The following is a 23,701-nucleotide window of genomic DNA, read 5'->3' as shown; positions in this document are numbered from 1 at the left end:
TATGATTGCCTCCTTACGCAACGCATTTAACGCCCAATTTACTGAAGAAAAGTACACCCAGTTAACGGACGATATTGCCAAACAGTTCAACTATGCTCCAAAATTTAAGATTGCGGAGACGCCTGTGTTTATTCCCAGAGCATTGAAAGAACAGCTGGTGGCTGCCTGCGACGATATTATGAAAGTGATCAATCAGCCAAATTTTAAGGAGTTGACTGAAGGTGCTTTTTTTAACGAGCGTATGAAGGTACCCAATGAAGATGCGCATTCTAAATTTTTACAATTGGATTTTGGGGTGTGCTTGGATGCTGAAGGCAAATTGACGCCTAAACTGATCGAGTTGCAGGGTTTTCCATCGCTTTACTTTTTTCAGGAATTGTTGGGCCGTATGTATCGAAAGCATTATGACGGAATTCCTGAAGATTTTTCGCAACATCTCAACGGATTAACTTCTGAAGAGTATATAGAACTGCTGCGCCAAGAAATTGTTGGGGATACGGATCCTAAACAGGTTATTCTTTTAGAAATCGAACCTGAAAAACAAGCGACGGCCATTGATTTTTATGCAACGGAAGCGTTGTTGGGGATTAAAGTACTATGCATTTCCAAACTGATTAAGAAAGGAAAGCAGTTGTTTTATTTGGATGATAACGGCAGCGAGATCCAAGTTAAAAAAATCTATAACCGTATTATTTTTGACGAGTTGGACCAACGCCCAGATCTCAAAAGAGCATTCGATTTTAAGGACGACGTTGATATTGAATGGATTGGACATCCCAACTGGTTTTTCAGAATCAGTAAATACACCATGCCTATACTGGAAGGCGATTATGTGCCAAAATCCTATTATTTGGACCAGCTTGAAACCATCCCGACAGATTTAGAAAACTACGTCCTAAAACCACTGTATTCTTTTGCTGGTGCCGGTGTTCAGATTCATGTGGATAAAGCTATGATTGATGCTGTAGAGGATAAATCCAATTATTTGTTACAGGAAAAAGTGGCCTATGCGCCAATTATTGAAACCATGGATGAACCGGCAAAATGCGAAATCAGGATGATGTTGCTTCATAACAGCAAAACAAACACAACCCAAATTGTCAGTAATTTGATGCGTTTGAGTAAAGGCGAAATGGTGGGCGTTAAATACAATAAGGACAAGACTTGGGTTGGTGGCAGTACTGGGTTTTTTGAACCTTGATTTTTATAGAACGCTGATGACGTGGATGGCGGCTTATGAAGTGCACTGATCAGTCTCTTCCATTTTTAGAGAATTGGCGATATATCTTTAATAGCTAAAATTGACAACCTACCTCGATTTTATTTGGAACGCTGATGACGCAAATTTTTTATGATTCTGACTGATCTACTTAGGTCTTACTAACCGCTGAAATCTGCTTAATGAGCATCATCAGCGTTCTATCAGAATTACAAACTCTTATCAGGCGCAGGAATGCTCGCATGGAAATCTGACGCAATACGTTTTGTATACGTGTCCAATAACTCCATCACCCGATCAGCACTATCAGAAACCACAATCATCCCGATATGCCATTTTTTGTTCATGCGCCAAGCAATCTCAGCATCGTTAAAACTCGAGGTATCTGGATTCTCAAATCTGCTTAAGGACACAACGATGCCTGCATACTGATTTTTTGGCTTTGGCAACTTATAGTTTTCCTTTCTTAAGGTCGCTGATTCAATTCTGGCCCATTCACCCCAAAGGTTAATGCCCGAAGCAAGTTCTACCATCTCCGCTAAATTAGCACCGCCAACTCTTGATGAGGTTTCCAGAAAGAACAATTCGCCGGTATCTTTAGAAGCTATAAACTCAGTATGTGAAGCGCCAAACTGCATCCCGAACGCTTTCATAACATCAGCATTCATTTTGGTCAATGCTTTTTCAATTTTAGAACCCATTTTACAGGTTGCTGATCTGAACACGCCACCACCATGGGCGACTTCCAAAGGGGTATCCAAATATTTGCTCACTCGTGAAAAGACGACTTTTCCATCCACATTCAAACCGTCCACATGATACACATCTCCAGGCGCAAATTTTTCAATCAGATAATTATCACGTTCATCTTGCAGCGCATTCACAATTTGCCACAACTCTTCCCTATTATTAATTTTCTTGATGCCGGTTGCAGAGGCTTCCAAACGGGGTTTTAATAACCATGGCCCGCTCATACTGTCTGCGTATGCATTGATGTCCTCATCATGGAACAGCGCGGTAAACTCTGGCACCTTAACGCCTTCTTCCTGAGCTTTCATGCGCATGGCCAACTTGTCTCTAAAATAATGCGAGGTGGTCCTTCCCATTCCGGGCATTCTGAAATGTTCTCTTAAAAGCGCTACTTTTTCAACATCAAAATCGTCTAAAGCCACAAACCGATCAAATTTGATGGTTCTAAATTTATAGGCGATACCTTTAGTAACGTCGTTTTGATTCCAATTTTCAACATAAAACACATCATCGATTGCTTCCCAAGGCCACATCTCATGTTCCAGCTTCTTTTTGGTCAATAAATACACATTATTGCCTTCAGCCTTACAGCTTTTAATGAAATCAGCGCCTTTGTGGTACGTGGTGACACATAGAAAATTGAGTGGTCGTTTTGTTGACATGATGTTATGGCGTTTGATGGCTTATGATTCTAATATTTCAATTTAATTGAAAGTTATATAGGCAGAAGCACGATGTTAGATGATCTAATTTCTCACACAAAATACAAAATAAACGGCTAGTTCTTGGAAATAGATTTGATATAATTTACAATTAGTTGCACCCCGAATCCGCTGGCACTTTTCATTTTAGAATACGGAGAATCGCCAAAAGATACTCCGGCAATATCCAAGTGCATCCAAGCGTCATGGCTTTCGGTAAAAGCCTCCAGGAATTTGGCAGCGGTGATGGCACCTGCGATGGGTTTGCCACTAAAGTTGCGCAAATCAGCAATATCACTGTGCAACTCACTCTCAAAATCTGAAAACATAGGCAGTTGCCACACACGTTCATTGGTTTCGAAACCTATTTTTGAGACGTCTTGCGCCATCTTTGTGTTATTGGTAAACATTCCAGCGGCTGTGTAGCCCAAGGTCTGTACCACGCTCCCTGTTAAGGTGGCGAGATCTATCACTTGCTTTGGTTGAAATTCTTTTATAATATAATTCAAACCGTCTGCCAAAACCAATCGACCTTCGGCATCGGTGTCAATAATTTCAATGGTCTTGCCTGAATAACTGTTGATGACATCTCCAGGTCTGTAGCTATTGCTATCCACTGCATTTTCCGCGGAGGCGACCACGCCCACAATGTTGATGTTGAGCTTCAGTTTGGCCACGAGCTCTACAACACCCAGAACCACTGCGGCACCACCCATATCACTTTTCATGTAGTGCAAATTGGCGGATGGTTTGATGGAAAGGCCACCGGTATCAAAGGTGATGCCCTTGCCTACCAAGCCAATATCAACCGCACCGCCCTTTTTTGGCATATATTCCGTCACGATAACTACAGGCGGATTCACACTCCCCTGCCCTACGGCCATTACGGCGTCAAAACCTTGTGCCTCCAATTCCTTTTTGTGCAACACTGTACAGGTGTAGTTGGAATCATGAGCAGATGCTTTAGCCCATTGTCCTAAAAACTCAGGTGTTTTTTGATTGGCAGGTGCATCTACTAACGTTTTTATTCTGTTGATAGTGGCTCCAATGGCTTGTGCTTCTTCAAGAACACCACTAATATCTTTTACATTTACAATTTCAAAAGTAATGGCATTAACATCTTCTTTTTTAGATTTAAAAGTGCCAATAGCATACCCCGACATTTCGAGGCCGATGACCATCTTTTGCAGTTCCGCCTCAGAAAAACCTTCGGTAACGACCTGAACAGGCCCTTTCCAATATTTTTTATAATCAAAGCTTAGCTTCCGAAAAGCCTCGTCAATTTTTACGGCATCTTTTTCTTCCCCAAGACCCAAGAGATAAACTCTGTTGCCTTCATCACCATAGAGCATTTGGACGGTAGAAAATTCGCCATCAAAATCAGGTTCGTTGACCTTAATAAAGTGCTGAAGCTTTTCTAACTGTCCTTTTCTGCAAGACACAATAACATCGTGATGGGCATTAACTTTTGAAACGTGTGAGAATATCATAATTTACTGGTATTGTCTTATTAAATTTATCTGTCTTTCTCAAATATAGAAGGCTCACAGAACATTAGCAATTGTTCTTTATTCTTTATTCTTTTTTCCTAATTCTAGAAGCAAAACCGAATCTGTGCCTTTTTAACCGTTGTTGACCATTCAATTGAAATAGAGCCATTTCACGGCTTTAGGGAATTCGTGTTTCCAATACACTTCAGCATGCACGCCGATTTCATTGAGTGAAAATTTAAAATCTATCGCATGGTTTTCGACCATCTTTTCTTTTAAAATAGCTTCCAGTTTTTGGGCATTTCCCAGATGCTCCTTACTTTCCATACCTCCGGAATAAAGGTAAATTTTCGACTCTTCCAACGGCTGAAACGACTTGGTATAGTTGAAAATGGTTTTTGATATCCACAGACTTGGTGAAAAAATCATCATTTTGCCAAACACACCCGGATTTGACAACCCTGCGTGCAAGCTGATCAATCCACCCATGGAGCTCCCACCAATCCCTGTATTTTGAAAATCGGTGAGCGTCCTGTAATTTTTATTGATATAAGGTATCAATTTTTCAATCATGAACTGGATGTAAAAATTGCCTTTCCCTTCGCCATAACGGGGGTGATAATACGGCAAATACTCATTGATCCGCTCATGTTCTCCATGATCTATCGCGATAATGATGATATCACTAAAGCCTTCTTGCGCCAATTTTTCCAAAGACATATCAATGGCCCAATCGCCAAATGGCGCCATAGGATTGAACAAATTCTGTCCATCCTGCAAATATAGCACCGGATAGTGCTTATCTGTGTCATAGTAATTATAGGGAAGTAAGGCTGAAATTTTGCGTGTGGTCTGAAAATACGGGATTTCATACGCTTCTTCGATAACCTTTATAATGGGTCTAAACTCCGTCACTGTCATTTTATCTTTTATAAAAAACGAAATTACATTTTTATGGTTTTATAAAACCGAAATTATGATATAATGTTAAGAAAGATCTCATCATGTATTGACATATATTCTTAAAAAGGATCAAAATTTCACTATTATTTATTGTGATAAGTCGAGCTGACTTGAGCACTATATTTCAATTGTGAAGCTTTAAGATCGGTTCTAAATTAGATTATTTAGAAATGATGTTAGGATATAAAATTTATATTCGCCCACTTAAAGCACGGACGATAATCATAATCGTTTGAAAAAGAGCACGAAGAGATTTTGATGCTCTTGTATGATAATTATATAACATAAACAGAACCACTAACCAACAACTTAAACTAATGAGATGTATTAAAATTACCGCTTTATGTATTGCAATTTCAACCTTGACCAATTGCGCATCTGGCTACAAATTGATTGCGCCAAAATCTATTAATTACATTTCAACCAATGAAATTGACAATGTAAAACTTGAATACAAATACGATTTACTTGATAAAAAGTACGCTAAAAAAGAAGTGAAGAAAGGGGTTAAACTTGTGGCCATAAAAATAACCAACAATTCTGACCGAGATTTAATGTTCGGCAGAGATGTCAAACTAACATATGCCAATGGCTCTGAAATTTATGTGATGGAGAATGAAAAAGTTTTTAAAACACTAAAGCAAAGTCCAGCTTCCTATTTGTTTTATTTGCTTTTAACGCCAATGAATTTGTATACCTCAGAAACCAGTTCAAGAGGATATCAAGAAACCACGAGCTCTTTTCCAATAGGTTTAATACTAGGACCTGGATTAGCTGGTGGACATATGATTGCTGCTAGTAGTGCCAATAAAAAGTTTAAAACTGAAATGCTAGACTATAATATAAACGGAACAGAAATTAAAAAAGGAGAAACAAAGTATGGATTGATTGGAATTAAGGCCGATTCTTTTGATTCATTGAAATTGAAAATTGAATAAGAAGTTTTAACAAGCCCTGTGTAAGCCCTGGCTTGGTCCGTAACTACTTAGAAAATCTTCCACGCCAAAAAAGCGTGGAAGGTCCAATTTACCAAAGCCAGTCCAAAGCCAGTTTTTATTTAAAGAAGTTCGTGCCCAGACACATGTCTCCCGATAGGCACGCACCACGCCTCCAGACATACATTAATCTTTCCTACAAGCTTGTAGTAAATTTTATTTTGATTTATCAATGACAATCAATTCTAATGAGGCTATTTATGCAAATAGTCGATATGATATAAATTTGGATTCTACCAGAGCAAAAGAAATTTGCATACAGACTTGCATTTTACCGCCCAAATTTTTATATTACTGTGTCTATAAAAAATCACAGTATAATGATGAATACTATGCTTTTCAAGTTTTTTTCTCGAAATACCGAGCATTCTGAAAATTCCCAGATTTCCCGAAAATTTTCACAGCTCCTTTTTTGCCTGGCTATAAGCCTCCTATGGCTGCCGTCAAATGGGTTTGCTCAAACAAAATGCCCCGCCATTAACGTAAAAATTCAGAATATAAGTAATAATACTGGGGTTATCGCCTGCGCGATTTTTGAATCCGGTGAAGGTTTCCCCAATAAATTCCTTCAATTCGCACCTAAGATCATGATAACACAAATAAGCGGGACTGATGCGAGTTTTGAATTTTCAGATATTCTACCGGGAAAATATGCCATTGCCGTGATCCATGATAAAAACCGAAACGGTGAACTTGATACTAATTTCTTGGGGATACCGACAGAAGGTTATGGTTTTTCTAGTGGGGCAGAGGTAACCTTGAGTGCTCCTTCTTTTTCTGACGCCGAATTTACATATGATGGAGGAAACCTACAATTGTCTATAGCTCTTAGCTACTAAAAATTTAAAATCACCCAATCCTTTTGTTGGGAATGATTTGAAAGCAGGAACAAAAAAAAATCCAAATCCTATCCGAATCTGCTAGAATGAGAAACGGAACTGTATTTTGGTAATCACCTCCTGTAACCAAAAAAAACCCAAAGAAAGTACTGCTCTGACAAAAAATCTGATTATTTAATAAAAAGTTTCCGCTTCTTAAATATCCTAAAAGATTACTATGGCTAACAATGGTAATCGTTCCAAAACCCAATGAGAATTTTACTATCCATATCCATGAAGCCCTTTTAAGGGCTTTTATTTTGTTTGCAATAGCTTGTTCAGTTAAATTTTGGTGGACTCAAATTGAATTTCAACGTGTTTTTATATTTGATTTTTTTTGAGGATTGTGGCAGAAAACTCCAATATGTCCCACAATAATCCGTAGTTGGACGTATAGCATAGTTGGGGAGAAGGTGGTACTTTGGGAGTTGCAAGTGTGAGCCCTTTAGATAGACTTAGCACTGACAAACATTAAACCAGATTTAAATTAGGCAACATTGTGTTTGACGTTTGGGAGATATAATTTATATTCGATGAAGTTGAGCGCCACAATGTACACATGTCCCTCCAAATGGGATAGTATTTGGTATGTTTGGTGCTTGTATATACAAGTTGTAGTGCATTTAAAAAAACATCGGGAATAAATGAAAATAAACGGATTTAGACTTTTTCCAATCCATATTGCGGTTAAAGACTTGTCGTTTATGATAATATATTTTGTGATAATGAAATACAATCTCACCAATGAAACTTATCTTCCCGAAACGATAAGTAATTTTCCTGGTGTGCCCGATATGAGTTTATGGAATATGATTTCAGTTTCAGTATTTTATAATTTGATACCGATGATCATTAGTTTGTGCTTATACTATCCTATTGTGTACGGAATGAAAAATCTAATCGTAAAAAATAAATTACGCCTGATTTTGACAGGTTTTGTTTTGACATTGACCACACCAATTTTACATATAATCTTGAGCGATTGGAAACATAATGATTATTATCAATTGTCAGCAGAATTTATTGCATGGATTTTATGCTTTTTACTCTCAATCGGATTTTATTATGTTGCGAATAACCGAAATGACAAAAGTGCGGAATTAGTGAAAAGCAGCGGATAAAAACGTACTACAGCCGTGTATAAGCCATTGCTGGGCTTGTGTCAATCTGAAAAATTGCTTCGCCAGTTCGCTTCTCTCGGGTCTTGGGAATTTTACAGCGGAGTTTTGTACTTTTAATGGCTCGTCCTTTAACACGAAATGGCTCATCCAAATCAATGCCGTGCAACATTTGACCAAAACTGCCTGTCATTTAATAAATCACATTCAAAAAAATGATCTGAATTATGATAATATTAATTGCAAAATGGGTAGTGATATTTTTCGGTAATTTTTATAATTTTCATTGGATTTATTATGCTTACTAATCCAATAAGAGCGAGGAACACCTTAAGGAAAGCCGGTAGTACAAATATTATAAATTATGCAGAAATAACGCTTCGATTGATTCCAGCAATAGCTTTGATAGTATGCTCGGAATTATCTAAATTTCCTATTGCGTTTAAAATTTTTGGATGGATAATGCTCATAACATCTCTGATACTTTATATTGTTCCGAGAAAATTACATCACAGATTTTCAATGAAAAGTGCGGATATGCTCAAACCATTTTACTTTCAATTAATTTCACCCTTAGCATTTCTTTTTGGCGGATTAATTCTATATAACGTATTTTGAGTAAAATTATAGATCCTTAAATTTCAATTTGCTATAGCAAATCGAATAGAATTGCAGTCTGAATATAAAACTTAGACAATACTTGCGAGCGGATAAATTATCACACCAAAATGAAATGCGGAGAACCATAGCCGAAATTGATCAGAATTTTGAGTGGCTCGTTTTAGATTTCAATGCGTGTTTAAATTTGATTTTCTGGGTGGATTTTGGCACGAAATTCTAACATGCCTAAAATGATGTGGTCGGTGGGTTATTTTACGTAGTTCTAGGTATAGGAAAGTTGCGGAGAAGGCAGTATTTTGTATGTTGCAATTGGGAGTGCTATAAATAAATCTAACTATCTACTGAAATTAAGATCAATTTCAAATGAGATGCCCTTCAATTGCATATTAAGAAGATATAATATATATTCGATGAGATTATGTCGCAACAGTGCTGATATACCTTTCAAGAGGCTTAGAATTTGTTGCTGGCACACACTCTCGTAACCATTGTAACCAATACAACAAAAAAATACCAAATGAAAAACATTCTGATTTTACTAGGTCTGCTTTTAACAAACGTATCGTTTGGGCAAGAATCTGCTAACGGATTAAAAATGATCTCTGACTATTCTTCTGAAAATTCAGAAATTCGAGACATTTTACAATTCGAAGGAATCGAATATTTAAAATTAAAATTCGTCGGGAAAGAATTAAAGGATAGAAGTTAACATTTGACTGTAAAAGAGATCTGGGATGGAAAAATAGTTCGAGATACGACAGTATTTAACAGCAAAACTATCGGAATAGAGCAATTTGAAAAAGTAAATGATACGGTTTTAAATTTGAAGATTATTTCTAAATTGACGCACAAGAACAAATTAAGAATGACTTTTAAATTTCCGCGTTTTTCAATAACCAAAGAATATGACGCCATAGATACTGATGAATACAGCTTGCGAAATATTGCGGAGGAAAGCAAAATGGAAATAGGATATAATAAAGAGTTCTATTTGTTAGCATATATTCTACCTTATGAAAGAGAAGATGGCTCAAAATCTTGGTGCGAAGTTGGAACTAGTGGAAAGGACATTGAAAAATGGGGAGAGAAATTTGGAATAAAACATTATTTGCTATTTGAAATGGAATTTGAATAAAAATGGCTTACACTAACTAAGCATTCTTGTGGTCAGTACGACTCCGTTAGCCCTCGCTCATTATAAGTCCAGTATCCCAATAAAACCTCAACCCATAAATCCAAGGTCACCAATTTCAGGTACGGTATGTCATGTCTATTTCATTTGTATGTGCTAAATTTGGCATCTAAACTTGATAAAATGCATTGTGCATAAGCCTTACAAATAATTTAAAATAACTGGTTAAGATGACAACAAATTAATACCCTTCCCCTTCTGCTATCACCTTCAACACATTACTTCCTCTGAACCAGAACCATTTATTCAACCTACACACACAAAAACCAAAGTCAATTGGCGTGTGCACTTGCCAATTAAAACTAACCCCACTTTATTATATAACATACGATGACCACAAAATTTCTATTAGCTGTCTTTCTTTTTATAATTTCAAATAGTATTGCTCAGAATAAAATGGAGCTAACGTTACATGACGGAAGTGTTTTGAAGGGGTTTGGCAGAATCAAACTAGATGAGCGTATATTATTTAGAACATTAAAAGATGCTGATAAAGAATTTTATGACTACACGACCGTAAAAAAATTGACGATGTCTATAGATGGCTAAAACAACATTATGAATACAAAGTTATTGAAGGCTGTGGCGGCGTTAGGTGCGTTCAACTTTTGGAAAGAGTGAGCGAAGGAAAAGTGAATTTATATCAAGATTTTGTAAGTAGCACTATGTATGTTCCAAATATGGCCGCCGGCGGTGGGTATGGATTTGCGGGCTCCTCAAGTACACTGTATTATATCTCAAGAGGGGGTAGTGATACCGTCATCAACCTGCGCGCTTGCAATACCTATTCGAACAGGTTTAAAAAAATGGCCAACGACTATTTCAAGGATTGCAATGATTTAATTGACAAAATTAATTCAAAGTATTTTGATCGCTACGGCATACAATCTGTAGTGAACTATTATAATGAAGATTGCAATTAAAAACGTCTTGTAAGTGTCAAAGCCGTTTCACATCCGCATAAAATTTTAAAATCTGAAGGTTCTCGAACGCTTTCCATTAGGATCGGTAGTGGTGACCTGCTTGCTATTTCTCCCCAAAAGCATGACCATCAACATCTTAATAAGTATCAGATAGCGTTTGGGATCCAAATTTTCGTATTTTTAATGGCAACAACGAAGGGATCTGCTTGCCGATAGTCAAGCGAAACAGTTCATCCGTCTGCGGGACCACCAGGGACACTTAAACGTTATGACATTAAACTATGCCACGTGCTAAAACCATAAAAAACGTTATTGAGGAGCTTGATGTTATTATCAATGAGAGCATCGCGACCAACAGCAGGATGGGCTTGTTTGCCTATATCTACAGACGTACCACTGCCGAGATTGCTGCCGAGATTGCTCTTGGTCATTTTAAGGATAACCAGAACTTAGAACTATTGGATGTCGCATTTGCCAACTTATATTTGGATGCTTACAAGGCTCATAAAAGTAACCAAAACGTCAGTGCTTCCTGGGCTTTTGCCTTTAAACAAGTGGATGAGCCCTTGACCATTGTGCAACATATCATGCTAGGGATGAACGTACACATCAATCTCGACCTTGCTGTGGCCACAGCAAACATCATGTCTGGGAGGAAGATTCTTGATATCGAGGACGACTTTAATAAAGTAAACGACATTCTCCTTCAAATTACCAATGAATTGCAGGACCGCCTCAGTCGAGTCTCGCCCTTAATGTTTATTTTAGACGTACTTGGGGAAAACAAAGATGAAAAGATTATTGATTTCAGCATGCGTAAAGCGCGTCAACAATCGTGGAATGCTGCAAACCTACTCTGGTCATTAGAAGCAAACCAGAGCAGACCAGCCATAAATAGCATAGACCAACTGGTTCTTAAACTTGGCGAATGCATCAAAACGCCTAGAACACGAACGGTTCGGTTTTTTCTCAGGCTTATTCAAAAGTTTGAAACGAAACGCGTAAGCAGTATCATTTCTAAATTGAGAGCAGATGGGGTCAATACACAAATAGTCCTATGAGCACTATATTTCATTTCAAAACCTGAAACGGATTAAATGAAAACCTAATATTATTAAACATTTCTCGGAATTAATAGCCATAAGATGAAAGAAGTATTCATTTCCTACGCCCATGATAACCTCAATGACAGAGAGGAATTGATTAAACACTTAACTGTTTTAAAAAGGCAAGGGTTAATTAGTGACTGGAGCGATAAAAAATTAATTGCAGGGGAAGATTGGGATCAGGTAATCAAAAAGAAATTGGACGATGCCGATATTGTGGTGTTCCTGGTATCATCTGAGTTCTTAGCATCTGATTATATCAATACCTTTGAAGTTGAAGAAACGCTAAAAAAGCACCACGAAAATACCGTTCAAATATTCCCCATCATATTGAATAATTGCATGTGGCAACAAACTAAATTGAATAGTTTCCAAGCAGTTCCCAGTTATGAAGGTAGACTAAAACCAATAAGTGAATGGGCCGATAAAAACAAAGCTTACTACACTGTGAGTATTGAGTTGATGAGATCTATTAAAGGCGATATTTCTGACGACTCTCATCTCACTAAAATATATGACTATAAAAAAGCAGTGTCCAAATGGGAACGTAAGGCTAACAATGAGAACTCACCCCTATCACTAGATCATTTATTCAAACTTCTATTAATTACCTTTTTAATAGTCTCAGGAATAGGGTTGTTTTTATAGCTTCTTTTTTATGTCAGGTACAATTGAAGATAGACTCCCCGTTATAATAATTTCTTTTTCTTTTACCACAGTTAGTATGGCTGCGTATTTCATTTGGCATTTTATCGAATTGAAATACCTACGAAAAGAATTAAATAATCCAAATAATTAACAAATGAAAAAAGCAAAAATATTGGTAATAGTCTCATTAACAATCTGCTTGTTTGCCATGGTTTTAACCGCATTCTTCTATGTAAGGCAGAAACAATATGCTACGCAATTGGACATCCTGAATAAAGAACTGGAACATTCTAAATTAAAACTTGATGATACCAACACCAAACTCTTTGATGCCCTTAAAGAGATTAGCTCATACGTCCCAGATTCTATTGCTTTAAAAAGTGAAACCATAAATCGAACAAAAAATCTGGAACTTGAAGGATTGGTACAAAATATCTTTTCTCCCATCAAAAGTCAACGGCTTTCATCTACAGAAACACTTACAACAAAATGGACAGAAGATGAGACATTAATTCCTTATTTACTTGATTATTCTAAAGATAGGTTTGGACAAGAAAGTTATAACATGAGCGGCATTATTAATGCAATTGTAGTCTTGAACAGGATGAAAGTAGAATTGCTTGAGCAAAATCGAGACAAGGTCTCAGAATTTATCAACCATGTTGAACGCTTGGAAGATAGAAATCAAACCCAAGGCTATTTAGAAACTTTAAAAAATAGAATGAACTAAAGATTTGATTAATTGATTGAAGTTTTCACCATCAACTGAAGGAGTTCACCTCTGCCTATCATTAAATTGTTATAGGGTTCACAGTCCAACTTCTCAATCGCTCTTTACACCAATTGAAACTATTTCGTGCTTTATGAAAAGGCAACAGATATCTCCGTTCCTTTTCTAATTTCCGAAAGGAATGGCGCTCAGTGACTCGTCCTGATATTGACTACAAATTCTAAACACTTATGTGTAAAAATGGCGATGGTACCCCAGAGGTAACGGTCCATCAAAACAGGAAGCCTGGTTGTTTCCAACTTTCTTCGCAAATGTTCTCTCGCCATGCAGCACCCCCCAAACAATTTCACAAAGCCTATAGTTTCAATTTCAAGAAATAGTTAGCAATACTGCGTGTTATTGTACAGATTCCACTCAAAAAAGACAAATCAACCACTAAGCTGAACGGATTTTTACATAAACTGCTTTTTTAAAAAAAAATTAACAGATTATGTTAAATCAGCTATTTAAATTCAAAAATAATAGCGAAAACCCTCAATTTATCTTATATTATAAGGACAGATACATAAATATGATAAAAAAATTGACTGAATCGCAGGATCTTTTTGAAAGAAGAAAAAAGATCGTTGCAAATGGTGTCGGCGTGTTTAATACTGCTACAGTTAAAGACGCCAAAGGTGCTATTATAACAGATGCAGATGGCCACGAACTCATCGATTTTGCAGGAGGAATAGGCGTTGTCAACGCCGGGCACTGTCCTGAACCTGTTGTAGCGGCCATCCGTGAGCAAGCAGGAAAATATCTTCATACAAGCTTTAATGTGGTCACTTATGAACCATACATCGCCTTATGTGAAGAACTCGCAGAAATCTTACCACATGGTGAAGAAACGAAGGTTATGCTGGTCAGTACAGGTGCAGAAGCGGTAGAGAATGCTATTAAAATCGCACGTCAAGCGACTAACAGACCGGCAATTCTTTGCTATACTGATGCATATCATGGTCGAACGATGATGGCCATGACACTCACGAGCAAAATAAGTTATAAATATGATTGCGGCCCTTTCGCACCCGAGGTCTATAGACTTCCCTTTCCAAATTTTTATAGATACCATGGCACAAGAACCATGGAAGAGTTTGTGGAAGACGAACTTAAAAGGCTCCATGAAAGTGCACTCAATCTTGTGGACGTCAAAAACGTTGCCGCAGTTATTATAGAACCTATCCAAGGTGAAGGTGGTTTTAATCCCATTCCTCAAAAATATTTGGAAGGACTAAGGGCATTTTGTGATGAACACGGCATTATGCTTATTATGGATGAAGTCCAAAGCGGGTTCTGTAGAACGGGCCATTGGGCCAGTTGGCAACATTATGGGGTACAACCAGATATCAGTACCTATGCGAAATCATTGGGGTCTGGCCTTCCCATTGCTGCTGTACTTGGTAGAGCTGAAGTTATGGATGCCGCAGCTATAGGCTCTATTGGAGGCACCTATATTGGCAGCCCTATCTGTTGCGTCGCTGCATCGGCGACCATTAAATATATGAAGGAGATCAATTTAAATGAAAAAGCAATCAAAATTGGTCATATCATCATGAACAGGTTAAAAGGTTTAATGAAGCAACATGCTGAAATTGGTGATGTAAGAGGTGTTGGTGCCATGATAGGCATCGAATTCGTAAAAAATGATGACCATAAACAGCCCAATTCTGAAATATGTTCCGAAATCGTAAAAGGCTGTGCCGAAAATGGATTGATTGTGCTAAGTGCTGGAACCCATAAAAATATAATTAGGATTCTTTCGCCTTTAGTCATAACAGAAGGAGAATTAGAAAAAGGCTTATCCATTTTGGAGGCTGAAATTAGTAAAGCAATACAAAAATAATATATGAGACCATTCGCAATTGCAGGAATACAAATGAAAGTATCGGCTGTCGCATCCAACGTGGAGATGATGAAGCTAAAATTAAACATTACAATGAGTCTATATCCTTGGGTAGAGATGGTAGTTTTTAGTGAATTGTGCGCCTATGGGCCACTAACCCACACCGCAGAAGCTATTCCAGGGAACTTTGAACGGGAAATGCAGGCCATGGCCAAAAAACACGGCATCTGGCTTTTACCAGGATCTGTTTTTGAGAAAAGTGAAGGCCATATTTATAACACGGCCACGGTCATAAATCCTCAAGGAGAAATTGTTACCAGATATAGAAAAATGTTCCCCTTCTTTCCATATGAAGTTGGTGTAACCCCAGGATCTGGTTTTTGTGTTTTTGACGTTCCGGATGTTGCCAGATTTGGTATTTCTATCTGCTATGACATGTGGTTTCCTGAAACCGTGCGCACACTAGCGGTAATGGGAGCGGAAGTTATTCTGCATCCCACAATGACAGGCACCATTGACAGGGATATTGAATTATCTATCGTACGGGCAATGGCAGCGGTCAACCAGTGCTACTTTTTTGATGTTAACGGATTAGAGTCTGGAGGAAACGGGAGATCACTGGTTTGTGGTCCAGATGGCCGTGTCATTTATCAGGCAGAGGGGAATGAAGAAATTTTTCCTCTAGAATTGAATATAGAGAGAGTTAAACGAAGCCGGGAACTGGGTGTTCTCAGACTGGGGCAACCCTTAAAAAGTTTTCGGGACCATATTGGCGAGTTCGGGATCTATCAACAGGGTGCGCATCTGCCCTACCTCAATTCGCTGGGGCCACTCATTAAACCTACTAAGGTTGATGCCCTGGCAAAACTCAAAATGCAAGAACACGATTATGAACCACCAGCCAATCCAACCGGTTATAAAGGATTTGGAGAGGTATAAAACTGAAAACTATGGGAGGCGTATCACCAAAGAAAAATAAAGAAGAAAAAAGGGTAAAGGATTTTATCAGCTGGTTTGAAATCCCTGCCGTCAATTTCCAACAGGCTGTAGATTTTTACAATCATATTTTCAATATGGAAATGGAGAAAAATCATGAAGGTAATTATGCAATGGCTTTTTTTCCTGCCGATAAAGGTATAGGAGGCGCTATAGTTGCCGGGCCGGGTTCTACACCCAGTGATACGGGAACGTTGATCTATCTTAATGCGGGTAAAGATTTAACCCAGGTACTGAAACGTGTTGAACCGGCAGGAGGCCGGATTATAATGTCTAAAACGCTCATCAATAAGGAGTCGGGTTATTTTGCCCTTTTCATCGATTCTGAAGGCAATAAACTTGCCCTACATTCAAATACATAAAAATTTATGCCAGATATAAAACAGCTTCGCTCCTATCATTATAATGTTGCACAACTTCGATTGGAGCTATGGAATACCTTAAAAAGTCAATCCATTAAACTTAAAAATTGCAACCGGGGAGCTTCAGAAGAAAAAGATCTGAAGAAAAGTCTTCACCTCCTTCTGAAGGAGCTAGAAAGTGTGGAAAGTTATTTCGCCTTTCCCGGAGGATCGTGTTTACATGGTCTAAACGAAATGTTGGATAGGCAGGAACATACCGCATTGGCGCATAAAATAGCTGAAATCACCAAAAATTTGGTAAGCGATAAGTACCGAAGTAATCCAGATTACTTTGAAGATGAAGATCATGGTGTTGATACTTCAGATAAAGGAGAGCATCAAGAGGGTGTGAAAAAAAATTATTTTGAAGTTTTATTTGTTGAAGATATTTCCGTACAGGAAGAAAACAAACTCAGAAATGATCTTAGGGGCATTCGTGGTGCCAATGAGCAATTCAATTACGGGATTGTAGTACAGCGGACATTTGAGGATGCTTTGATTGCCTTACACTTTAATTACAATATTCAAGCTGTGGTGGTGCGTTATGCGCCGCCCTATCATTCCAAAAAAATAACACCCACCTTAAAACCTTTTATCCATAATGTTTTGAAGCTCGATTTAGCTTCCAAACCTACCTCAGAACTGGGTCCAATATTAGGTACGCTTGTTAAGAAATTTAGGCCTGAACTTGATACCTATTACGTTACAGATACCGCACTGGGCAATCTTAAAGACAGTACCCTAAAAAGTTTCAAAAGGATTTTTTACAGAACTGAAGATCTGCAGGAATTGCACCTTACCATTTTAAGGGGCATCGGCGAACGTTATGAAACGCCTTTCTTTTCTGCCTTAAAGGAATATAGTAAAAAACCAACCGGCATCTTTCATGCCATGCCAATTTCAAGGGGGAATTCCGTTTTTAAATCCAGATGGATCAATGATTTCGGGAGCTTCTATGGCCGAAATATGTTTTTGGCAGAAACATCTTCTACAACCGGTGGTTTGGATTCCTTACTTCAGCCAACGGGATCTTTGAAAAAGGCACAAGAGATGGCCAGTGATGCTTATGGATCTCTAAATACCTTTTTTGTAACAAACGGCACTTCAACAGCCAACAAGATTGTAGTGCAGGCGCTTGTAAAACCAGGTGATGTGATTCTTATTGACCGGGACTGCCATAAATCGCATCATTACGGATTGGTGTTATCAGGTGCCTATCCTGTTTATTTGGATTCGTATCCTATTGAAGAATATTCAATGTACGGGGCAGTTCCTTTGGAACAGATCAAAGAAAAATTACTTCGGTTAAAGGACGCAGGAAGATTAGACCTTGTAAAAATGTTGCTGCTTACCAACTGTACGTTTGACGGACTGGTTTACAATGTTGAAAAGGTCATGCAGGCAATCCTCGCCATTAAACCCGATATGGTCTTTTTGTGGGATGAAGCCTGGTTTGCTTTTGCGGGATTTACCTATAATTACAAACAAAGAACTGGAATGTTTGTCGCTCAAAAACTGTGTGAAAAATACAGGAGCAGCGCCTACAGGGAAGAATATGATGCCCATATCAAGAATCTGAAAAAAGATGACATTCCAAGTCTTCCTGATCCTGATAAAGTTCGAATCCGTGTATATTCCACCCAAAGCACCCACAAAACGTTAAGCAGCTTCCGTCAAGGCTCTATGATCCATATTTGGGATGAAGACTTCCGAAGAAAGAGCGAAAACACCTTTATGGAAGCTTATATGACGCATACCTCGACCTCTCCAAACTATCAGATGCTGGCTTCATTAGATGTGGGTAGAAGACAAGTGCAGTTTGAAGGTTATGAACTTGTAGAAAAAAGTATAGAAATGGCGATGGTGCTGCGCGCTAAAATAAATGATCATCCACGACTCAACAAATATTTTGATGTATTGACGGTAAGTGATTTTATCCCAGCGGAACTGCGACAATCCGGGCTTTCTGAATATTACACGCCTAAAGAGGGCTGGAACAGGATGGAAACTGCCTGGGAGAAAGATGAATTTGTGCTGGACCCAACCAAAATAACCCTGCATGTTGGTCGTACAGGAGTAGATGGAGATACTTTTAAAAATAAATACCTTATGGATAAATTTAATATCCAGATCAATAAAACCTCCAGGAACACGGTTTTATTTATGACCAATATTGGTACTACCAGAGGCAGTGTAACCTATCTCACCAATGCCTTGCTAAAAATTGCAGATGAATTGGATAATGAACTACGTTCTTTAAACGCAAATGAAAATAAGATCCGCCAGGATAAGATTTATTCTTTGACAAAAGATTTCCCACCATTACCAGATTTTAGTTATTTCCATCAGTCATTCCAAGCAGTTCCAGGCGTGCCGGGAGGTGATATTAGAGAAGCTTTTTTCTTGGCCTATAATGAAGAAAATTATGAATATATGCCATTGGCAGAATGCTTGCCTGCTATGGAAAACAGCAGAACTTTGGTCGCCTCTTCCTTTATTATCCCTTATCCACCAGGATTCCCGGTACTTGTTCCCGGCCAGGTAGTCAGCAAGGAAATTATCAAGTTTTTAACCGCATTGGATGTTTCAGAAATCCATGGGTATCGCGCCGATTTGGGATTGCGCATTTTCAAAGATAACATACTGAACAGGCAAAAGACCGTCACCTCCATGGGTTCCATGGGAAATAACAATAAAAAGAAATTAATAAAATAAAATCAACAATTATGGATTCTAAAAAACCAAATACTCCCAAATCTAAAGAGACAACAGACAAAAAAGCGAAATCTCCTCTAAAAACAGGAACAGATCGGACAAAGATTCCAATAAGAGGCACTGCTGAGCAAGGTGAAAAACAAACGCCAGCAAATTCAAAGACGGAAAAAGCCATGCCAAAATCGGCTGCAAAACAGTCTAAAGCAAAGGCTAAACCTGCAAAGGCTAAGCCTGCGAAGGCTTCCAAAACAACAGCAGACAAGAAAAACGCTGCAACGTCTTCTGCTCCTGTAAAGAAGGGATTAACTGTAACGAAAGGATTAAAGGGAGTTTCAGATATCCGTAGATCTTTTCATAAAAATGAGGAACCCTTATATTTTATCAGCGCCACCAATTTCAACCTTTTAGGCGCCGATGAGTGGATTAAAGGCTTCAAATTCATCACCTATATTGAATGTTTTGACGGACTGCATCCCAACGTGTTTTCTCCAAAACAAGAAATTCCGCATGATGATTTTGATGGCATTGAAGACATCAACAACTATTTACTTCAACACCCCGAAGTGCAGGATTATCTAAAAACAAGATCTGTTGATGGCAGGGCTGGCAAAGCAATGTTTTTAATGTTTAATGAAGAAACCGAAAGGCTGGCTGAAAAATTGGGTCTGGAGATTATGTTCCCCAGTGCCGAAATGCGAACTTTTTTGGATAATAAAGTGAACACAAACAGAATTGCCGAAAGAGCCGGAGTAGCCTGTGTTCCTTATGTACTTTCAAACGTAAAAGATTATAAACACCTTACTAAAGTATCCAAAAAACTTGGCACCCAACTGGTGATACAAACCCCTTTTGGCGATTCAGGACATACCACATTTTTTATCTCCAATGAGGAGGAATATAAAAAATATGCAGAAGAAATTGAAGCGGAAGATGAAGTGAAAATCATGAAGCGTATTCGCTGTAGAGGATCTGCAATTGAAGCCTGCGTTACCCGCCACGGCACCATTGTAGCGCCGTTGATGACTGAACTGGTAGGTTTTAAAGAACTCACGCCCTATGAAGGTGGCTGGTGCGGCAATGAGATTTATCCAAATGCGTTTACCCCAGAATTAAGGCAGAAAGCAATCGAGAATACCCAACTTTTCGGAAATCAGTTAAGGGAAGAAGGCTATAAAGGCTATTTTGAGCTTGATTTTCTCATAGATCAGGATAATGGCGAAATTTATCTTGGTGAGCTTAATCCGAGAGTAACAGGAGCGAGTTCTATTACCAACCACGCGGTTTTTGCCCTTGCCGATGCGCCACTGTTTGTGTTCCATATTCTCGAATGGATGGATATTGAATACGAACTGGATATTGAAGCGATTAACAAGCGTTGGTCAGATCAGGACAACTTAGATGGATGGAGCCAGCTCATTGTAAAGCACACGGAGGACACGATAGAATACGTTACCGATGCACCAAAATCAGGTATCTGGAGAATGTATGATACAGGGCATATTCAATATGACCGAATGGATACACACCGTAGAGCCGTAGAAAATGAAAATGAAGCTTTCTTTTTGAGGATCTCCAGAAAAGGAGATTACCTCTATGAAGGCGCAGATATGGGTATTTTGGTAACCAGAGGGCGTATGATGACCGATGAATTTGAACTGAACAACAGAGCCAAACACTGGATCAAGGCCATCCGTTCACAATATAAATCTGAAATGGTTGAGGATAAAAAGAAACCAAAACTCTCCGGAACTTTAACGAAATAAAAAGTTAATTACACAACACGTCCTGATTATTCAGGGTATTTTGCTCGATCTATTATGAGGTATAATTGATGTAAAAACAGATTTTTGTATATCCGCTTTTAATGATTGTATTAAAAATCTCGTCAGGCAATCCGAATTTTTGTTTGCCCCCGCCCTAAAGGGAGCAAAAATTCTCTATAAATAAATAGTTTTAGAATAAGCCACCCTTTAGTCCCGAGCCTTCGGGAGGGGCAAAAGCTTATTCGGCAATAAATTGAACAATATCAAATAATTATGCTTGAATACGGTCATTCAAGAATAGATTTACAAACACTAAAAATATGCAACTACATTTTACAGCAGTATCTGAACCTGGAGTACCGGGTAAGAAATGGCAAAAACTATATCATACACATTGGGAAGCTTATAAAGCTTGGCTAATTTCAAAAGGAAATGCTTATGAGCCCGATTTAAAAACCTCGCAGGAAGCACTCAAAAAATACATGCCCGAAATGTGGCCAACTTACGAGCGACTGTGCAAACTTGCAAATGCCGATGATGTGGCGGCAAGATTTTTAACGGGTTTTCAACCCCCAGCTTACATTAGTGCCTGCTCTAACGCGGTATTATCGGGAGCGGAAATACAGCTAGTGCGCAATTATGATTATCACCCAAATTTAATGGAGGGCACACAGTTAATGAGTTCCTGGAATGGTAAAAAAGTAATTGCAACAAGTGATTGCTTGATTGGTGCTGTAGACGGCATGAATGAAGATGGGCTTGCCATTTCTCTCACTTTTGGTGGAAGAAAAGAAGTAGGCGTTGGTTTTGGGATTCCTTTTATTTTGAGATACGTGCTTGAATTCTGCAGCAATGTAGAAGAAGCCGTTGCAGCATTGGTGAGGGTTCCTTCCCACATGTCTTACAATGTTACCGTTGTGGACAAAACCGGAGCTTTTAAAACGGTTCAACTTGCACCAGATAAGAAACCTGTGGTAACCGATGCAGCGTTTACAACCAACTTTCAGGGAACTGTAGACTGGCCTGAGAATGCAGCGTTCAATAAAACAGTGGAACGCTCTGCCTTTCTTGAAAAATTGTTGGCCAAAAAAGACTTAAAGGCATCGGCAATTGCAGATGCTTTTCTTCAGAAGCCACTTTACAATACAAAGTTTAAGGAAGGTTTCGGAACTTTGTTTACTGCAGTTTACCAACCTGCAAAAGGCGTGGTGGAAATGCGCTGGCCTGATGAAAAAGTTACTCAAACATTTGAAGATTTTCAGGAGGAATATAAACTCATTCAATTTGAAGAAGCTGTCATTGGGTCAACTCAAGATACTGCTTGGGCAAGCGTTCCCTCCGGAACACCTGAAACAACTCCACAAGAAGCCGTTGTTCCAAATACTTCAAAACCAAATTGGCAGGAAACCGTCAACGAAACCCTCACGAATGCCAAGGCACATGCCTCTAAAGCAAAAGACCATGAAAAATCAGAATTACTCGATGATACGATGGTTCATAGAGGAGAAATTTCTTGGGAAATAGTGGCTGATTATTGGGCCAATGTGGGCAAAAGTTATTGGGAAAAATGGCAGAACTAAAAATACCAACGTTCTAAAATTCAAAACAGGCATCAGCATTAGTATTCAAATCAATAATGTCGTTTAACTTAGAAATACAGAGTGCTACTTCTTACAACAATCAGCGTATTAGCAAATTTAATGCTCTCTAAGCGATGAGCGGGATGAAAAATTAATCAAAAGCAAAAGGTATTTGAGTCTCGGGGAACATCATGGCAAATGATGCAGATAATATAAGCGCTGCGGGCTATTTAGTTAACGAATCGGTAAAATCTGACCCGAGATCACCTTCTGGATGAACTATAAAACCGTGCTACGGAAGAGAGATTTCAAATGATGGTGCGATGGAATTTGTCAATCGGAAAACGGTTTTATAAACCTAGGCTTTACATAATTCATGGGAATTAAGGATTTGCTATATTAGCGACATAGGGCGGATATAGACAATTATCTATATCCAATTGTTACCCAACATTTGAGACAACCATTATTCATAGCCTTAATTTCATTTTTTCCTGCAAAAATAAGGATGAGTGTTGTCCTAAATTTTAAGAAAACCTAGTATGTTTAAAAAATATAATGACCTAGACAACGAGAATACATATTCTGATTTAGAAAATGATGCTGATAAATTGTTTCTATTCTCTAAAAATTTAGGACAATATGAATCAACGTTATAATTTTGCATATAAACCCAATCATTCGATTTAATGAACAAAATATTACTACTCATCCTATCCGTTTTTTTTTTTCAATGCAAAGAGCAAAATAGCTTAATAAAAGAAACCGATAAAGCAAAAATCGTAAGACAAGATTCAATAATTGAAAAGTATTTAACTAATTGTGCTAAAAACTATAATTATCGATGTTGACGAGAAATATATATTAAAATGGCATCGAAGCGAAACAAGTAAATTTGAATTGAATTACTTTGACCGAATTGTAGAGATAATAAAGGAACACAAAAATATTGAGTTGCAATTGAACTAATACTAATCATAAAATAGACAAAAGAATATAATTAAAGAATAAATTTTTAGGGTTACCG

At 38.2% G+C, this 23,701-nt stretch carries 21 protein-coding genes; 17 read left to right on the top strand and 4 right to left on the bottom strand.

Annotation, left to right across the window (positions count from 1 at the left end; genetic code table 11):
* Nucleotide 1 precedes the first annotated feature (1 nt).
* Nucleotides 2-1,201: a hypothetical protein gene (locus A9996_RS09050; RefSeq protein ID WP_066433435.1), complete on the top strand. Its 1,200-nt coding sequence runs from the start codon at nt 2-4 to the stop codon at nt 1,199-1,201.
* Nucleotides 1,202-1,428: 227 nt separating this feature from the next.
* Here A9996_RS09050 and A9996_RS09045 read toward each other — a convergent pair whose 3' ends face one another.
* The 3 genes from A9996_RS09045 to A9996_RS09035 form a co-directional block, all read right to left on the bottom strand.
* Complete coding sequence (locus A9996_RS09045; RefSeq protein WP_066433431.1) at nt 1,429-2,631, bottom strand: ATP-grasp domain-containing protein; 1,203 nt, start codon at nt 2,629-2,631, stop codon at nt 1,429-1,431.
* A 116-nt stretch (nt 2,632-2,747) separates the two neighbouring features.
* On the bottom strand, nt 2,748-4,160 hold the full coding sequence (locus A9996_RS09040; RefSeq protein WP_066433429.1) for a leucyl aminopeptidase family protein: 1,413 nt from the start codon (nt 4,158-4,160) through the stop codon (nt 2,748-2,750).
* Between the two features lie 150 nt (nt 4,161-4,310).
* A complete protein-coding gene (locus A9996_RS09035) occupies nt 4,311-5,081 on the bottom strand; it encodes an alpha/beta hydrolase (protein ID WP_066433425.1) in 771 nt (256 codons plus the stop codon).
* A 359-nt stretch (nt 5,082-5,440) separates the two neighbouring features.
* Between A9996_RS09035 and A9996_RS09030 the strand changes: the two genes are divergently transcribed.
* The 3 genes from A9996_RS09030 to A9996_RS09020 all read left to right on the top strand — a co-directional run bounded on the left by A9996_RS09030 (nt 5,441) and on the right by A9996_RS09020 (nt 8,117).
* The gene (locus A9996_RS09030) at nt 5,441-6,061 is read left to right on the top strand and encodes a hypothetical protein (RefSeq protein ID WP_066433423.1); all 621 of its coding nucleotides are present in this window, start codon (nt 5,441-5,443) and stop codon (nt 6,059-6,061) included.
* A 377-nt stretch (nt 6,062-6,438) separates the two neighbouring features.
* A complete protein-coding gene (locus tag A9996_RS09025) occupies nt 6,439-6,957 on the top strand; it encodes a DUF2141 domain-containing protein (protein WP_066433420.1) in 519 nt (172 codons plus the stop codon).
* A gap of 764 nt (nt 6,958-7,721) precedes the next feature.
* Nucleotides 7,722-8,117, top strand: a complete 396-nt coding sequence (locus A9996_RS09020) for a hypothetical protein (RefSeq protein ID WP_066433418.1) — start codon at nt 7,722-7,724, stop codon at nt 8,115-8,117.
* Nucleotides 8,118-8,124: 7 nt separating this feature from the next.
* Here A9996_RS09020 and A9996_RS20235 read toward each other — a convergent pair whose 3' ends face one another.
* Nucleotides 8,125-8,307 (bottom strand): hypothetical protein, encoded by a 183-nt coding sequence (locus A9996_RS20235; protein WP_066433396.1) that lies wholly within the window; start codon nt 8,305-8,307, stop codon nt 8,125-8,127.
* A gap of 945 nt (nt 8,308-9,252) precedes the next feature.
* Here A9996_RS20235 and A9996_RS19620 point away from each other — a divergent pair.
* The 13 genes from A9996_RS19620 (at nt 9,253) to A9996_RS08955 (ending at nt 22,674) form a co-directional block, all read left to right on the top strand.
* The gene (locus A9996_RS19620; protein ID WP_146608904.1) at nt 9,253-9,444 is read left to right on the top strand and encodes a hypothetical protein; all 192 of its coding nucleotides are present in this window, start codon (nt 9,253-9,255) and stop codon (nt 9,442-9,444) included.
* A 3-nt stretch (nt 9,445-9,447) separates the two neighbouring features.
* The gene (locus A9996_RS09005) at nt 9,448-9,870 is read left to right on the top strand and encodes a hypothetical protein (RefSeq protein ID WP_083993901.1); all 423 of its coding nucleotides are present in this window, start codon (nt 9,448-9,450) and stop codon (nt 9,868-9,870) included.
* Between the two features lie 387 nt (nt 9,871-10,257).
* A complete protein-coding gene (locus A9996_RS19870) occupies nt 10,258-10,476 on the top strand; it encodes a hypothetical protein (protein ID WP_146608905.1) in 219 nt (72 codons plus the stop codon).
* 68 nt (nt 10,477-10,544) lie between these two features.
* The gene (locus A9996_RS09000; protein WP_146608906.1) at nt 10,545-10,850 is read left to right on the top strand and encodes a hypothetical protein; all 306 of its coding nucleotides are present in this window, start codon (nt 10,545-10,547) and stop codon (nt 10,848-10,850) included.
* Nucleotides 10,851-11,131: 281 nt separating this feature from the next.
* Nucleotides 11,132-11,911, top strand: a complete 780-nt coding sequence (locus tag A9996_RS08995; RefSeq protein ID WP_066433389.1) for a DUF5995 family protein — start codon at nt 11,132-11,134, stop codon at nt 11,909-11,911.
* 84 nt (nt 11,912-11,995) lie between these two features.
* Nucleotides 11,996-12,604: a toll/interleukin-1 receptor domain-containing protein gene (locus A9996_RS08990; RefSeq protein WP_066433381.1), complete on the top strand. Its 609-nt coding sequence runs from the start codon at nt 11,996-11,998 to the stop codon at nt 12,602-12,604.
* 154 nt (nt 12,605-12,758) lie between these two features.
* Nucleotides 12,759-13,334, top strand: coding sequence for a hypothetical protein (locus A9996_RS08985; RefSeq protein WP_066433378.1), 576 nt, complete (start codon nt 12,759-12,761; stop codon nt 13,332-13,334).
* Between the two features lie 571 nt (nt 13,335-13,905).
* Complete coding sequence (locus A9996_RS08980; protein WP_066433612.1) at nt 13,906-15,219, top strand: aspartate aminotransferase family protein; 1,314 nt, start codon at nt 13,906-13,908, stop codon at nt 15,217-15,219.
* A 3-nt stretch (nt 15,220-15,222) separates the two neighbouring features.
* On the top strand, nt 15,223-16,158 hold the full coding sequence (locus tag A9996_RS08975) for a carbon-nitrogen hydrolase family protein (protein WP_066433376.1): 936 nt from the start codon (nt 15,223-15,225) through the stop codon (nt 16,156-16,158).
* A gap of 11 nt (nt 16,159-16,169) precedes the next feature.
* A complete protein-coding gene (locus A9996_RS08970; RefSeq protein WP_066433375.1) occupies nt 16,170-16,577 on the top strand; it encodes a VOC family protein in 408 nt (135 codons plus the stop codon).
* 6 nt (nt 16,578-16,583) lie between these two features.
* Nucleotides 16,584-19,331 (top strand): aminotransferase class I/II-fold pyridoxal phosphate-dependent enzyme, encoded by a 2,748-nt coding sequence (locus A9996_RS08965; RefSeq protein WP_066433369.1) that lies wholly within the window; start codon nt 16,584-16,586, stop codon nt 19,329-19,331.
* An 11-nt stretch (nt 19,332-19,342) separates the two neighbouring features.
* A complete protein-coding gene (locus A9996_RS08960; RefSeq protein WP_066433368.1) occupies nt 19,343-21,094 on the top strand; it encodes a biotin carboxylase in 1,752 nt (583 codons plus the stop codon).
* 320 nt (nt 21,095-21,414) lie between these two features.
* Nucleotides 21,415-22,674: a C45 family autoproteolytic acyltransferase/hydrolase gene (locus tag A9996_RS08955; protein WP_066433366.1), complete on the top strand. Its 1,260-nt coding sequence runs from the start codon at nt 21,415-21,417 to the stop codon at nt 22,672-22,674.
* Nucleotides 22,675-23,701 lie beyond the last annotated feature (1,027 nt).

Source organism: Gelidibacter algens, assembly GCF_001678675.1.
In the GTDB taxonomy this organism is placed as follows: Bacteria; Bacteroidota; Bacteroidia; order Flavobacteriales; family Flavobacteriaceae; genus Gelidibacter; species Gelidibacter algens.
Note: the sequence above shows the minus strand (reverse complement) of the source record. Positions and strands in the feature narration are given on the sequence as shown.